The sequence below is a fragment of the Streptomyces sp. NBC_01142 genome (assembly GCF_026341125.1).
GTDB lineage: Bacteria > Actinomycetota > Actinomycetes > Streptomycetales > Streptomycetaceae > Streptomyces.
The window spans coordinates 1,116,952-1,130,719 of record NZ_JAPEOR010000002.1 but is presented as its reverse complement, the minus strand read 5'-3'; the positions used below and the strand labels follow the sequence as shown (position 1 = coordinate 1,130,719).

The 13,768-nt window shown below is 71.0% G+C and carries 9 protein-coding genes; 3 read left to right on the top strand and 6 right to left on the bottom strand.

Annotated features, from left to right (window positions below):
• Positions 1-11: 11 nt before the first annotated feature.
• The 3 genes from OG883_RS22530 to OG883_RS22520 all read right to left on the bottom strand — a co-directional run bounded on the left by OG883_RS22530 (position 12) and on the right by OG883_RS22520 (position 6,240).
• Positions 12-1,961 (bottom strand): hypothetical protein, encoded by a 1,950-nt coding sequence (locus OG883_RS22530; RefSeq protein WP_266543733.1) that lies wholly within the window; start codon positions 1,959-1,961, stop codon positions 12-14.
• A gap of 77 nt (positions 1,962-2,038) precedes the next feature.
• Complete coding sequence (locus OG883_RS22525; RefSeq protein ID WP_266543731.1) at positions 2,039-2,839, bottom strand: tyrosine-protein phosphatase; 801 nt, start codon at positions 2,837-2,839, stop codon at positions 2,039-2,041.
• Positions 2,840-3,117: 278 nt separating this feature from the next.
• A complete protein-coding gene (locus OG883_RS22520; RefSeq protein WP_266543729.1) occupies positions 3,118-6,240 on the bottom strand; it encodes an alpha-N-acetylglucosaminidase TIM-barrel domain-containing protein in 3,123 nt (1,040 codons plus the stop codon).
• Between the two features lie 120 nt (positions 6,241-6,360).
• Here OG883_RS22520 and OG883_RS22515 point away from each other — a divergent pair, with 120 nt between their 5' ends.
• Positions 6,361-6,828: a hypothetical protein gene (locus tag OG883_RS22515; protein ID WP_266543726.1), complete on the top strand. Its 468-nt coding sequence runs from the start codon at positions 6,361-6,363 to the stop codon at positions 6,826-6,828.
• Between the two features lie 82 nt (positions 6,829-6,910).
• On the opposite strand, the gene OG883_RS22510 is transcribed toward OG883_RS22515, so the two are convergent.
• Positions 6,911-8,485, bottom strand: coding sequence for a DUF1996 domain-containing protein (locus OG883_RS22510; RefSeq protein ID WP_266543723.1), 1,575 nt, complete (start codon positions 8,483-8,485; stop codon positions 6,911-6,913).
• Between the two features lie 185 nt (positions 8,486-8,670).
• Between OG883_RS22510 and OG883_RS22505 the strand changes: the two genes are divergently transcribed.
• Positions 8,671-9,204, top strand: coding sequence for a GNAT family N-acetyltransferase (locus OG883_RS22505; RefSeq protein ID WP_266543720.1), 534 nt, complete (start codon positions 8,671-8,673; stop codon positions 9,202-9,204).
• A 206-nt stretch (positions 9,205-9,410) separates the two neighbouring features.
• Here OG883_RS22505 and OG883_RS22500 read toward each other — a convergent pair whose 3' ends face one another.
• Both OG883_RS22500 and OG883_RS22495 read right to left on the bottom strand, forming a co-directional pair.
• Positions 9,411-10,058 carry a response regulator transcription factor gene (locus OG883_RS22500; RefSeq protein WP_266543718.1) on the bottom strand — a complete coding sequence of 216 codons (648 nt, stop codon included), beginning with the start codon at positions 10,056-10,058 and terminating at the stop codon, positions 9,411-9,413.
• The gene (locus OG883_RS22495) at positions 10,043-11,311 is read right to left on the bottom strand and encodes a sensor domain-containing protein (RefSeq protein ID WP_266543716.1); all 1,269 of its coding nucleotides are present in this window, start codon (positions 11,309-11,311) and stop codon (positions 10,043-10,045) included. The genes OG883_RS22500 and OG883_RS22495 overlap by 16 nt, the downstream gene beginning before the upstream one ends.
• Positions 11,312-11,539: 228 nt before the next feature.
• Between OG883_RS22495 and OG883_RS22490 the strand changes: the two genes are divergently transcribed.
• A complete protein-coding gene (locus OG883_RS22490) occupies positions 11,540-13,702 on the top strand; it encodes an MMPL family transporter (RefSeq protein WP_266543713.1) in 2,163 nt (720 codons plus the stop codon).
• Positions 13,703-13,768 lie beyond the last annotated feature (66 nt).

Below are 13,768 nucleotides of genomic sequence, written 5' to 3'. Positions count from 1 at the left end.
GGGGCGGGCACTCAGCGCAGGGCGCCCACGCGACTGCCGTCCGTCAGTCGGCCGTTCAGCTCCGCCCGCGCACCCGCCTTCGCCGGGACCGCCAGCAGACTGCCCTGCGCGCTGCCCTTCACCCCGCCCGACGTGGTCAGGGAAACGAACTGCTCACTGCCCGCCGCGAGCACGTACCACCGGCCCGCCCGCGACTTCCACAGCACGCCCGCGAGCACTCGCGGATCCCGCACCCCGCACGACGCCGTGTCCTGCGACCGGGCCACGACCGCGCCGGGGGCGTTGTCCTGCGGGCCGGGGGCCTGGAACTGGGCCATGACCCGGCTCCCTCTGCCCCGCCAGGTCTCCGCCCGGGTGCACAGCCAGGCCGCCGTGCCGTTCGCCTCGGGCAGCGGCTGCGCGGCGTACTGCCACGAGTTGACGCTGCGCACACCGCTCGCGCGCACCCCGGGCAGCAGACAGGCCGTACGCGCCCACGAGGCGCGGGCCGCACGCGCGGTGACGTCCTTCGGTGCGGACGGCGGGCCGGAGGTGAGCCGGGCCGGGGTCAGTTCGCCGAGGTCGGTCAGCAGCCGGGCGGACGTGCCGTCGCGCAGCTCGAGAACCTCCCAGGTGCGGCAGTCCCGCGCCTGCGCCGGGCTGGGCAGCGGAGCCGTGACCCCGTCCGCGCCGCGCGAGAGGGCGCGTGGGCCGCCGTGCGGGGCGAGCAGGTCGCGCACGGAGACGGCCCGCACCCAGGGTGCCGTCAGATAGCGGACGTTGCCGTCCGTGCGGCCGGCCACGAGCGCACCCGACGAGGCCGCGTCGGCCGCGTCCGTACGCGCGAAGTCGAGCGCCACCCCGCCGGTGCCCTCCTTTGGTTCGGCGTACCGGACCACACGCAGCCCGTCGTGCAGGAGCACCACGCGCGCCTGGTCGACCTCGCCCGCGTACAGCAGTTGCGGTGAGCCCATCGGCGGGCCCGGCGGCGTGCCGGGGGTCGCGGAGACCTGGACCGCGCTGCCGGGCCTGGCCCAGACGGCGAGCGCGCGACGCAGCAGGGCATGGTCTCCGGTGAGAGCGCCGCGGGCGGGCCAGACGGAGAAGTCCGTACGGGTCGAGTGCTGCCAGACCGTGGGGGAGACCCGCGTCAACTTGGCCGGATCCAGGGCGGCCTCGGCGGCGGGGTTGCGCGCGTACACCGGCGCGGCCGCACCGTCGGGACCCCAGCCGTCGCCCGGCAGTCCGAGCAGCGCCCCGCACACGGCGAGCGCGGCGGCAGCCACCAGACCGGCCTTGACATGCTGACGGCGGCGTATCAGATCGGTGGGACGCGCCTGCAGCGAGCACGGGTCGAATTCGGCGGAGTCCAGCAGCCCGTACTGCGGCAGCACCCCGTCCGCCTCCGCCAGCGCCGCGTGCGCGTCCTCGACCCCGGCGGCGGTCAGCACGTGGCGCACCTCGGAGTCGGCCAGCCGCTCCAGTCCGCGCAGCACAAACGCTGCCCTGCCCGGACCGGAGAGCGCGGAAAGACGCTGGTCCAGGGCGAGTTCATCGGCGCCGCCGGAGCGCGGGAAGACCCGCAGCCCCCACACATGGGGCAGCAGCGGCGGCAGCTGGGAGCGCTTGGGCCAGGCGGCGCGCCTGAGTGGAAGACCGGCGTCCAGGGCCTGGCGCAGCACCCGTCCCCGTACATACGCATACCCGGGGCCGGGTGCGCCCGCCGCGCGGCGGGCGGCCGGGACCGCGGTGTCCTCGGCGCCGGCGGGGGTGGTGCGGCCGCGCGGCAGCGAGCGCTGTGCGAGGGCGTGCGCGGTCAGCACCCGGCGGTTGCGGCCGAGGGACGGGGGCAGCACGAGATACGCGATCCGGACAAGCCGCGGGTAGTGCTCGACAAGGGCCGCCTCGGCCTGTTCGACCTCGACACGGCCGGGGGAGGGGGCGGGCGGGGCGGCGGTGGTGACGACATCCTGTGGGCGCACGTTCAGCAGAACGAGCGAATCGTCTTATGGTCACCAACTGGTGCCGCCGTGATGGGCGTCCACCGACCACCGGAGCTTCACCCCTTCACGGTCAGCCGCTCGCGGTTCCGCGCGATCGCCGCTGCCGGGACGCCGAGGCCATCGCGTACGTACTTCTCCATCGAGCCGTAGCGGGCGTCGACCTCGTCCAGGGCCGCGGCGAGGTACTCGGGCACGACACCGATGATCGCGAGGGCGATCTCGGGGTCGCCGCCCTGCGCGGTGAAGCCCTCGATCAGCGGCGCGAAGGCCTGCCGTACGGCCGGGTTGACGGCGAGGTACTCGGCCTCGACCGTCTCGGGGGCCGCGCCGAGGAGGGTGAGAACGATCGCCGCGGCCCAGCCGGTGCGGTCCTTGCCCGCCGTGCAGTGGAAGAGCAGCGGGCCCACGTCGGGTTCGGCGAGCTCGTTGAGAAAGGCCCGGTAGGCGGCGCGCGCGGAGTCGGTGGTGACGAACGAGCGGTAGGTGTCGGTGAAGAGGGTCTGTGCCTTTCCGCCGCCCAACTCCTGTTCGGCGACGGCAGGATCGGCCAGTACCTGGCTCAGCCGGGCGGCGGCCGGCAGCCGCCCGGAGGCGACCTGGTCGGCGAGTACATCGGCGAGCAGGAGCCGGCCGCCCTCGGGGATGCGGTCGGGGCGGGTGCGGCGCTCGCCCTCGGTGCGGAAGTCGACGATCGTGGTGATCCCGAGCGCGGCGACGGCCGGATCGACGGCGGGGTCCAGCTGGTCGAGCCGGCCGGACCGGAAGAGGAGGCCGGGGCGTACGGATCTGCCGTCCGTCAGGGGCGTGGAGCCGAGGTCGCGGAGGTTGGCGACGGTGATGGCGGGGATCGCGTTCATGGCGGGGGCGGCTCCCTGACGGATCGGACGGTCGAAATCTCTCGGATGCACCTGTTTGACATGGAACGGTAGTCGACCACCACCACACCCGTCGTGACCCCGGGCAGCACCCCGGACGGGCTGCACGATGCAGCCCGTCCGGGGTGCCCGGGCCCGGGGTCACGCCCGGTGTTCGCGGCCGGGGTGCCCGGCCCCGGGTTTCCGTCCGGTGTTCCTGTCCCGGGTCGAGGACACGCGCGGCCGGCGGGCGTGCTGCGCCGGTGCGACGACCGGGACGGTCATCCCGTCGTGATCGACCACCCGCTGAAGTGCACCGTGCCCCGGGTTCCGCTGCCGCCGTTGGTGGCGCTCATGAAGAACCCCACGTCCTGGGCGGCGGCGGCCCCCGGCACGGACACGGTGGCGACCGTGCGCCAGGTGGTGCCGCCGTCCGTCGAGCACGCACCGGTGAACGAGGTCCCGGCGTTCCTGGTGAGCCGCAGCAGCACTGGGGCCCTGATGCCGGTGACGCGCCGGTAGGTGTCCAGAGTGCCGTCGGTGTTCGTGTCGTACGACAGCACGATGCCCTGGCCGGGCGTGGTCGCCAGGTTGAGGAACCCGGCGTCACCGGGCGTGGCGAGGCTGTTGCGTACGACGATGCCCGACCGTGCCCAACTGCTGGTGTTCTCCTGGGAGTCCACGCGCACCACCACGCTCGCGCCCTGCGTCAGCGCGCGTTCCCGGTAGGCAGTGCCGAAGTGCGTGGTGCCGCGCCACAGGTCACTGCCCGCGCCGTTGATCGCGAAGCGGTCGCCGGCCTGTCCGAAGACGGCCGCGTTGCTGGTGAAGGTGCGCCACTGCGGGTTCAGCGGCGAGGCGAGATAGAACGAGCTCTTCTGGGTGACGGCCACCCGCTCCTCGCCCCGTGGGCCGTACTGCGTCCGCAGCGTGTACGGCATGGCGCGCAGCGGCTCGGCGAGCGAAGCGAGAGGGGGGTCACCCCGGCCGTCGGTCGGGGGAGGGCCGGAAGGAGCCGTCACCCGCCAGGAGACCGTGCCGGTGCCTCCGGCCGCCACGCTCTCGAGGAACGTCGGGCCCTGCGCCTCGGCGTCCAGGCCGGTCAGCTCGAAGTCGACACGGCCGGTGGAGCGCAGCCCGTTGACGTTGCGGAAGGCGGCGGTGACGGTCCCGGTGCTGCCGGGGGTGAAGGCCGGCGGGTCCACGGTGGCTGTCGCCGAGCCCTGGTAGGGCGCGCGTGCCAGGGTGTCGTACACACGCCGGGCCGTGCGGTAGGCGTCCCCCGTCGGCCGGACCGGATAGGCGCTCCGGTCCTTGGTCCACGCCTCCTCTGCCGGATACCAGTCGAAGGACCTGGGAGCGCGGCCCTCCGCCAGGGCGGCGGCCTGCTCGTCCAGATACGCCTCCCACTGCGGCACATGGACGTCGTTCATCAGCCCCTGCCAGTCGCGGTTGGCGTAGTTGCTGAGCTGGCCCGCCGCGGCCCGGTCCGCCCATGTGGTGACGAGCGCCCGGGCGGTGCGCTCCAGCTCCACCGCCTCCGGAGGGCTGGTGGCCAGCCGTTTGGCGTCCTCCAGCCACGGGCCGAGCAGGAACAGCCGGTGGCAGCCGGCCATCGTGTCGCTCAGCCGCATCAGCTTCAGCCAGAGCGCGGACACGGCGCGGTAGGTCTCCACGTCCTTGTTCTCATGGGCGGCGCGCAGGGGGAGCTGGAGGGTGCGTGAGCGGTTGGCGAGGGCCTGGCGGGCCAGGTCGGTCAGATCGTGGCGGTAGGCGTCGCTGTCGCGCAGCGACGGGCGTACGTCCAGCAGTGCGGCAAAGGCCCGGTCGAAGCCCGCCGGGTCGAAGGCGGTGCCGATGGAGGACGTCATGCCCGGGCGGCGGGAGAAGAGGGAGTCGTACGGGCGGCCGTCGGTGCTGGTGAGCTTGTACGCGGTCGCGGCCAGCGCGGCGAAGGCGGTGCGCGCCGAGCCGTCCTCGCCGCCGTAGCGGACCCCGGCGTACTCACGGAACCACGCGTCCCGGTCGATCTTCTCCTCGCGCCAGGCGAGCTCGCTGAACAGCTCGAGCGCGGCGGGGTCGCGCTCGGCGGCCTCCGGCATGTACGCGGTGCCGGCCAGCGTGCTGCCCGGCCTGTCGCGCCAGGCCGTGAACTTCTCGGTCCACCGGTCGGTGTTGGCGCCGATCGTCGTCCGTCCGCCGAAGTTGGGGATGGTGCCGAAGGCGTACGGAGTCCCGCCCCACTCCTTCTCCCGGTCGGTGACCGTGTCCAGGTCGGACAGTCCGTCGACGATCAGCACCTTGTCGGTGTCGATGGCGTCCAGGAGCGCGGGGCGCGGGTTGGACTGCCAGCCGAGGATCACCCAGGTCGCGCCGGGGCGGGCGGTCTGCAGGGACGTTTCTACGGCGCGGGCGGCATCCGGCACCGGGACGTCCCCGGCGGTGCCGCCCTCGTGCAGGAGATCCATCTTGAAGTGGCCGACCTCACCGAACAGTTCTCCCTGGTGCCGGTAGAAGGCCGCTGCGACGTCGGCGAAGGCCCGGGTGCGCGGGTCCAGCCAGTCGGGGCGGCGCAGGCCGTTCCAGCTGCCCTGCGGGACGACCCGGGCGTCGCCCGGGTTGCGGGTGGCAAAGCCGTCCGGAACCGTCCCGAAGTAGCCGGGCAGGACCGGGTGCATACCGAGCTCGCGCATCCGGTCGGCGATCCGTCTGCCGAGGTCCGCACGCCGTTCGATGAGTTCCGGGGAGAGCGGGCCGCCGTACTCGCTCATGTTCTGCAGCAGCCACCACGGCTGGTGGGAGGGGGCGGGCAGCCAGGTACGGGCTTCCGTGTCGGAGTAGCCGAAGTCCGTGAGGAGCCGGTGGTAGACGGCTTCCTGGCCGGGGGTGACCAGCACCTCGTTGCAGCCGTGCAGGGCGAGGACGTCCAGGAGGTGCTCCCAGCGGGGCCAGTCCGCGTAGGGGGCGGTATAGCCGTCGTGTGTGTCGTTGTACGCGAACCGGTGCGGGACGGTCGCCGACCGCTCGAGCTCGCGGCGGGGGGCGGGCAGCCGGTGGGGCAGGTCGAGCTGGGTGCCCGACCAGGAGATGTGCGCCCGGCAGACGTACTTGAGGTACCAGTGCACTCCGGTCAGGAGTACGGCGGGGCTGGTGCCGGCCACCTCGATACGGCCGGTGGAGCCGGTGACACGGAAGCGCTCGGGGCCGGTCAGCACCCGCAAGCGGAACTGATCCGCGTGGCGGGGCAGCAGCCGCCGGAGCGCCGCGTGGGCGGGTGTCGCGGCGGATTCCGGCTGGGCCGCGAGAGGTGCGGCGGCGGCTGCGGGAGTGTGCGCGGCGAGAGCCGCTCCGGCCCCGATCACGCCCGCGGTGCCCAGTAATGTGCGTCTCGACAGGTCTTTCATCAGCGCTCCTCCATGTTGCTCACGTGACAACAGGTGCGTGCGGAGCGCAGGTTACCCCCCGTTCGCCCGCGCGAAAGGGGGCGGAGAGGGCACGATGGCCGAATGCGTACAAGGACGAGCATGAGTGTGAAGCGGAACGCCCGGGCAGGACTGGCGGTGCTGGCGCTGGCCCTTGTGGCGGCGTGCGGGTCCGGCGATGACGGCGACGGGCGTGGCGACGACGCCAAGGTGCCCGCGACGGCGACGGGCAGCCTGGAACAGCTGGCCAAGAAGGTCGAGTGCAAACCGAACATCCAGACGGATGCGGATGAGCTGCGGCAGGCCAACTGCACGACGGACGACGGCAAGTATGTGCTGGCCACGTTCGCCACCGACCGCGGCCAGCGCGAGTGGATAAACGAGGCCAATGACTATGGCGGCTCGTATCTCGTCGGCAGGAAGTGGGTCGCGGTGGGCGAGGCGAAGGTGGTCACAGCGCTGCGCGGCCGGCTCGGTGGCGAGGTGGAGACCGGCTCGCAGCACCACTCGGGGAACAGTGGCAGCAGTGGGGGGAGCGAGGAGGGCCACTCGGGGCACCACGGGAGCTGACCGCGCAGGTCTGGGGTGGGGGGCCGTCCCGCATCGGAACGGCCCCCCACGCATGGGGGGCCGTCCCGATCGGATCAGTGGATCACGTGCACTTCTGTCCTGTGTTGATGCAGTTCACCACCTGGTTCATCAGGTTCTCGTCGAAGACGTTGATGAAGTCGCCATGGTCGGTGATCGGCTTGTGCAGCTGCTCGGGGAAGGAGTCCACTGCGAAGCCGGGCCCCGGCGGAACGTCATAGACGATGCGCTGGACGAGCTGCGGGATCGCCTGGAAACCGTTCTGGCAGTTGCCGTTGTTGTCGGCAAAGGCCACATGGGTGCGGTGATTCGCACTGTCGGTGTTCTGGCCGTCCCAGCAGCTCTGGAACTTGAACGAGCGCACCACCTGGCTGCCCTCGGGGCAGATCGGGTACTTGTCCTTCAGCTGGCGGTCCTCGAAACCGGTGCAGCTCCAGGAGGCGTTGGCATTCGCGTCACCGTTGGTGAATGCCTTGGCGTCACCGGTGATGATCCGCAGGAAACGGGGCATCGCGGTGACCTTGCTCGTCGGATTGCCGACGAAGTTCAGCGTGACCTGGGACGGAGTCTGGATCTCTCCGACGTTCTGGTCGTTGCCGCCGCCGTCGGCGTTCGCGTCGTTCTCGGCCTGACCGTTCTGCAGGCGCAGGACGGGCCAGTAGTACGTGGACTTGTCGCCCTGGTTCTGGCAGCTGGTGTCACCGTTTGCGAGATCGTCGTCACTGGCGAATGCGTCATTGGCCTGGTTACCGACGTAATCGTGCATATGGTGCGCGCCGTTGCTCACACCGGGGGCGACGATGACATTGTCCGGGTTGAACAGCCCGTTCTCGTTCTGCCCGCACTCGGTGGTGAAGGTGCCCTGGGAGCCGCCGTTTTGCTGCTGGGGCTGCTGGACATTCGGCTGGATGGACTGAATGTCGACAAAGTCGCCGGCTTCGGGGCCGTTTCCGGCCTGGCCCTGACCGTTGCCCTGGTCACCGCCCTGACCGTCGCCCTGACCGCCATCCTGGCCTTCGTTCTGGCCATCGTTCTGACCGTCACCCTGGCCGTCACCTTGACCGTCACCCTGCTCGTTGCCGTCCTGTCCGTCTCCCTGTCCGTCGCCCTGCTGATTGTCGCCGTTGTCATTGCCACCGTCGTCGGCGTTGACGTTGTCGTCGGCGCGCATGGTGCAGGTCGCGAGGGAATCGAGCCCCTGCGGCTGCTGACCGGACCGGCCGATGGCCACGGAAATGCGATCGATGCTCGCCGTCCGCTTGTCCTTCAGCGGATTGAGAATCGCATTCCGGGCCAGTTGGGGATCTTGTTCGATCTGCTCCCTCTGGTCTGCGAACTTCTGATACGCATCGGTGATCTGGCTGTCCATCGTTGCCAGTTCCCGGTCGACTTCCGGACGTGCCTGCTCGGGCACGTCCGGAAGGCCGTTCGCGGCCTCGGGGCAGTCGATGGTGGACATTACCTGTCCAGCACTCTGTGTCTGGTTCTGCTGCTCGTTCTGCTGACCGGGCCAGGACCAGCCTTCGCCTGCGGATGCATACGAATTGACTGCGACCAGCCCACCCCCGCCCAGGATCAATGCGGCCGAGGCAACTATCGCCCGGTTCGCCAGCGTCGAGCGTTTTCTTGTGCGTCCCATGGAACTCCTCTGCTTCGTTGCCGGGGTGGGTTAGGTGGGTCCCGGCAGAGGGAGAAGCGCGTCGTTCCATACGGGTGTGGCTCATGGGGTGTTCAGCCCGTATGGGAATTCGTAGAAAACTCCATGAGCAAATCCGGCGCAGTGCGCCGAAGTCGGGCGGCGGCCGGGGTGGCAGGATGGGCGCCATGACCGAGATCCAGACTCCCCGACTCCTCCTCCGCCGCTGGCACGACGACGACCTCGTCCCGATGGCCGAGATCAACGCGGACCGGGAGGTCATGCAGATGATCGGGGACGGCTCGGTCCGTGACCTCGAGCAGACGGCCGAGGCCATCGAGCAGTGGGAGGAGGAGTGGGACGAGGAGGGCTTCGGCCTCTTCGCCGTCGAACTGCTCGCCTCGGGCGAACTGATCGGCTTCGTGGGCCTGTCCGTGCCCGCCTTCCTGCCGGAGGTGCTGCCGGCCGTGGAGATCAGCTGGCGGCTGGGCCGGCAGTTCTGGGGCCAGGGCTATGCCTCCGAGGCTGCCCATGCCGCACTGGAGTTCGCACTCGAGGACCGCGGCCTCGACCGGGTGATCAGCATCTGCCGGGTGGGCCACGAGGCTTCCGAGAACGTGATGCGCAAGCTCGGCATGGAGCTGGAACGCGAGACGACGCACCCGGTGTACGGCTTCGCGCTGGGCGTGTACGCGATCGACCTCACGGAGTTCCAGGCCTGACGGGACCGCTGTCCGGGCCCGAGGCCGCCTGTCCGACCCGAGGCCGCCTGCCCAGGCCCAAGGCTGCCGGACCGACCCGAGGCCGGCCTGTCCGGGCCCGAGGCCGCCCCCGCCGGGACCGCCTGTCGGGGCCGGACAGGCCGCCCGTGGCGCGGCGGACGGCCCCGGTTTCCCACGTCGCCCGACTCCTCGCATCCCCGTCTCGGCTAGCCGCGGTCGAGGTACGCCAGCACCGCCAGCACCCGGCGGTTGTCGTCGTCCGACACCGGCAGGCCCAGCTTCCCGAAGATGTTCGACGTGTGCTTGGCCACCGCCCGCTCAGTGACCACGAGCTGCGCGGCGATCGCCGCATTGGAACGGCCCTCCGCCATCAGCTCCATGACCTCCAGCTCGCGCGGGGTCAGACCGCCCATCGGCTTGTCCTGGGCCCGCCGCGACAGCAGCTGGGAGATCACCTGCGGATCCATCGCCGTACCGCCGCCCGCCACCCGCCGTACCGCGTCCACGAACTGCTCGGCGTCGAAGACCCGGTCCTTGAGCAGATACCCCACCCCGCCGTTCCCGTCGGCCAGCAGCTCGCGCGCGTACAACTGCTCCACGTGCTGCGAGAGTACGAGCACCGGCAGCCCCGGTCTGGCCCGCCGGGCCGCCAGGGCGCACTGCAGACCCTCGTCGGTGTGCGACGGCGGAAGCCGGACGTCGACGACGGCGACGTCCGGCTCCAGCTCCGCGAGCGCTTTGGTGAGTTCGGGCCCGCTCTCGACGGCCGCCAGGATCTCGAAGTCGTATGCCTCGAGCATGCGGACCAGGCCGTCGCGCAGCAGGAACAGGTCTTCGGCTAGGACAACTCGCAAGGGATCTCCATGGTGACCATGGTGGGACCGCCCGCGGGACTGCTGACGGCCAGGACGCCGTCGAATGTACCGAGTCGGCGTTCGATGCCGCTCAGGCCGGAGCCGCTTCCGGTCGTCGCCCCGCCCTTCCCGTTGTCCGTGACCGCGACGCGCAGCGACCCGTCCGAGTACGTCACATCGACCCAGATCCGGTCCGCACCCGAGTGCTTGACCGCGTTGGTGAGGGACTCGCTGACCGCGAAGTACGCCGCCGACTCGACGGGGGCGTCCGGGCGGCCGGACAGTTCCACGGCGACCTCGGTCTTCAACGGCAGGCGCAGCGCCAGAGCCTTGACCGCATCCCCCAGGCCGCGCTCCGCCAGAACCGGCGGATGGATGCCGCGGACCAGGTCGCGCAGCTCGGTCAGCGCCTCGGCGGAGGACTCGCGGGCCTTGGAGATGAGCGCCTTGGCCTGCGCCGGGTCCTTCTCGATGAGCGCCTCGATGGTGCCCAGGTTCATACCCATGGCGACCAGCCGGGCCTGTGCGCCGTCGTGCAGGTCGCGCTCGATACGGCGCAGTTCGGCGGCGGAGGTGTCCAGGGCGTCGTGGCGGGTCTCGGTGAGCCGGTCGATGCGCTGCTCCAGCTCGACCTCGCGGTCCGGGGCGAGCACGGCGCGGGCGAGCCTGAAGTGGGTGCGCACCAGAAGGGGGTTGACCTTGGGGGCGATGGCGAGCCAGACGAGGCCGAGCAGCGCGGCGAGCCCCGCCGTCCCCCAGCTGGTCACCGGGACGAACGCGTACCAGTACGTGCCCCCGGCGTCGACGATCGGCTTCCACAGTCCCGTGACGAGCAGCAGACCGAAGATGCCGTCCAGGACCAGGGCCGGCGCGATGATGGCGCTGACCGCTCCCGCCGTCATGTCCACCAGCAGCCACTGCAGATCACGCCAGGTCGCCGGGTCCTTCAGCATCAGTGTGCAGCGCTCCACCTGGCCGGTGAAGCCGGTGCGCATGTCGCGGGGGAAGGGGCGGTACGGGACGGGAATCCGCACCGCCGACCAGGTGCCCGCCAGCAGCCGCCGCTGATTCACATGGGCCCGCACCAGGGTCAGTACCGCCGGAGTGGTGAACACCCCCACACCGATGGTGATGAGCGCGATGGAGACCACCGCCAGGACGAAGAGCGTGATCGAGCCGATCAGCGCCATCAGCGCCAGCGCAAGTCCCTGTGCGCCGGCCGTCACCGCGTCACGTGCCTTCGTCGCCATCATGGGGTCCCCCTCGTTGTCCGGTGTCTGGCACAAGTGTGGCGGGAGTGCATGGGCGACGGCACTGGGCCCCGACACCGAGTGGGGGTGTACCTGGCAACACCCCTATGAACTCGCCTTATGGCTCCACGGGTGGGGGCTTTGACGGCTGGGGCGCGGGGCCGCGGATTCCTAGCGTCGTACTCGACACATTCGGCGCTTGACTCGATGGACTCTGGGGGCGAACACGCCATGAGGCGTAACCTCGCGGCACGTATCGGTGTGTGGAGCGCACACCACCGTAAAACGGCGATCATCGGCTGGCTGCTCTTCGTCGTCCTGGCCACGGCCGTCGGCGGGGCATCGGGGATGGTCGAGATGTCCGCGTCCGAGCAGGGCACGGGCGACTCCGCGCGGGCCGAGAAGATTCTCGACGATGCGGGCCTGGACCAGCCTGCCGGCGAACTCGTCATGGTCAGCAGCAGGACGGCGGGTGGCTGGAAGGACGCGGCGCGCGAGCTGGCCGTGGCGATCGAGAAGACGGGCGAGACCCACAAGGTCGAGCCGCCGCTCGCCTCCAAGAGCGGCAAGGAAGCCCTGATCCGCTTCCAGATCAAGGGCGATTCGAAGACCGCCGCCGACCGGGTGCAGCCCGTGCTGGACGTGGTCAAGGACACGGGCAGGACCCGACCGGGCGTCGAGGTGCACCAGTTCGGGCAGGCCAGCTCGGAGAAGTGGCTCGGGGATCTGCTCTCCGAGGACTTCAAGAAGGCCGAGTTCACCGCCGTACCGCTGGCGCTGGGCATTCTGCTGGTCGCCTTCGGGGCCGTGGTCGCGGCGCTGCTGCCGGTCGGTCTCGCGCTGACCGCGTGCCTGGCGGCCTTCGGTCTGCTGTCGCTCGCCAGCCACCAGCTGCATCTGTTCCAGACGACGTACTCCGTGATGTTCCTGATGGGGCTCGCTGTCGGTGTCGACTACTGCCTGTTCTATCTGCGGCGCGAGCGTGACGAGCGGGCCGCGGGGCACGACGCCGAGACAGCCCTGCGGATCGCGGCCGCGACGAGCGGACGGGCCGTCCTGGTCTCCGGCGTGACGGTGATGCTCGCGATGGCCGGGATGTTCCTGTCCGGGCTGATGCTCTTCAAGGGCTTCGCGCTCGCCACGATCATCGTGGTCTTCATCGCGATGCTCGGCTCGGTGACGGTGCTGCCGGCGCTGCTGGCGTGGCTGGGGGACCGGATCGACGCGGGGCGGATCCCGTTCCTGAACCGGCGCGGCAAGAAGGGCGCGCACGAGAGCGGTGCGGTGGCGGGGGCGGTGCTGCGGCCCGTACTGGCGATGCCGAAACTGTTCGCGTTCGGGGCGGTCGCGGTGCTGCTGGCGCTGGCGGCGCCCGCGCTGGGCATGAAGACCGAACAGCTGGGGATGGAGAAGCAGTTCGGCTCCGATGCGTCGCTCTCGGTGGCGTACAAGCGGATCACCGAAGCCTTCCCCGGTGGTCCCGAGCCGGCGCCGGTGGTGGTCAAGGCGGACGACATCGACGCGAAGCCGATGCGGGACGCGCTCGCGAAGTTCGACAAGGTGACGGTTCACAAGGCGCAGAACGTCGCGCAGATCGAGGTGCCGCTGGCGGGCAACGGCAGCGACGACCGCTCCAAGGACGCGCTGGCGGACCTGCGCGAGAAGCGGCTGCCGGCGGCGTTCGACGGCACGGGGGCGCAGGTCTATGTGGGCGGTGAGCTGGCGGGATCGGTCGACTTCAACGACCAGCTGAAGCGCGGCATCGTGCCGGTGTTCGTGTTCATCACGGCGGTGACGTTCCTGCTGATGCTGTTCTGCTTCCGGTCGTACGTCATCGCGGTGACGTCGATCCTGCTCAACCTGCTCTCGGTGGCCGCCGCCTACGGGGTGATGGTCGCGGTCTTCCAGCACGGCTGGGGTGCCTCGCTGCTGGGCACGGAGGCGGTGGGCGCGATCGAGGGCTGGATGCCGCTGTTCGTGCTGGTGGTGCTGTTCGGCCTGTCGATGGACTACCACGTCTTCGTGGTGTCGCGGATCCGCGAGGCGCGTGACCGGGGGGCGGACACGCGCGCGGCGATCCGCGAGGGCATCCGCCGTACGGCGGGCGCGGTGACGGGCGCGGCCGCGATCATGGTCGCGGTGTTCGCGGTCTTCGGGACGCTGTCGATGCAGGACATGCAGCAGATGGGTGTGGGCCTCGCGGTGGCGGTGCTGCTGGACGCGACGATCGTACGGATGGTGCTGCTGCCGTCGGTGATGGCGCTGCTCGGCGAGCGGAACTGGCGTACGCCGAGGGGCCTGCGGTGGCTGCCGCAACTGGAGCACGGCGACGCGGACGTCCCGGCGCCGACGACTGCGGGCCGCCACGCGTCCCCGGTGGGCGCGGGCCGGTAACGCCGACGGGCCGCACAGCAGCCCGTCCGGCGCCCGAGGGTCTGGGGGGCGTGCCCCCGTCAGGGG

Bases quoted from the DNA above. Each gene is read 5' to 3' on its own strand.
- OG883_RS22525 (WP_266543731.1), bottom strand. From the start codon at position 2,839: ATGAACGCGATCCCCGCCATCACCGTCGCCAACCTCCGCGACCTCGGC.
- OG883_RS22520 (WP_266543729.1), bottom strand. From the start codon at position 6,240: ATGAAAGACCTGTCGAGACGCACATTACTGGGCACCGCGGGCGTGATC.
- OG883_RS22515 (WP_266543726.1), top strand. From the start codon at position 6,361: ATGAGTGTGAAGCGGAACGCCCGGGCAGGACTGGCGGTGCTGGCGCTG.
- OG883_RS22510 (WP_266543723.1), bottom strand. From the start codon at position 8,485: ATGGGACGCACAAGAAAACGCTCGACGCTGGCGAACCGGGCGATAGTT.
- OG883_RS22505 (WP_266543720.1), top strand. From the start codon at position 8,671: ATGACCGAGATCCAGACTCCCCGACTCCTCCTCCGCCGCTGGCACGAC.
- OG883_RS22495 (WP_266543716.1), bottom strand. From the start codon at position 11,311: ATGATGGCGACGAAGGCACGTGACGCGGTGACGGCCGGCGCACAGGGA.
- OG883_RS22490 (WP_266543713.1), top strand. From the start codon at position 11,540: ATGAGGCGTAACCTCGCGGCACGTATCGGTGTGTGGAGCGCACACCAC.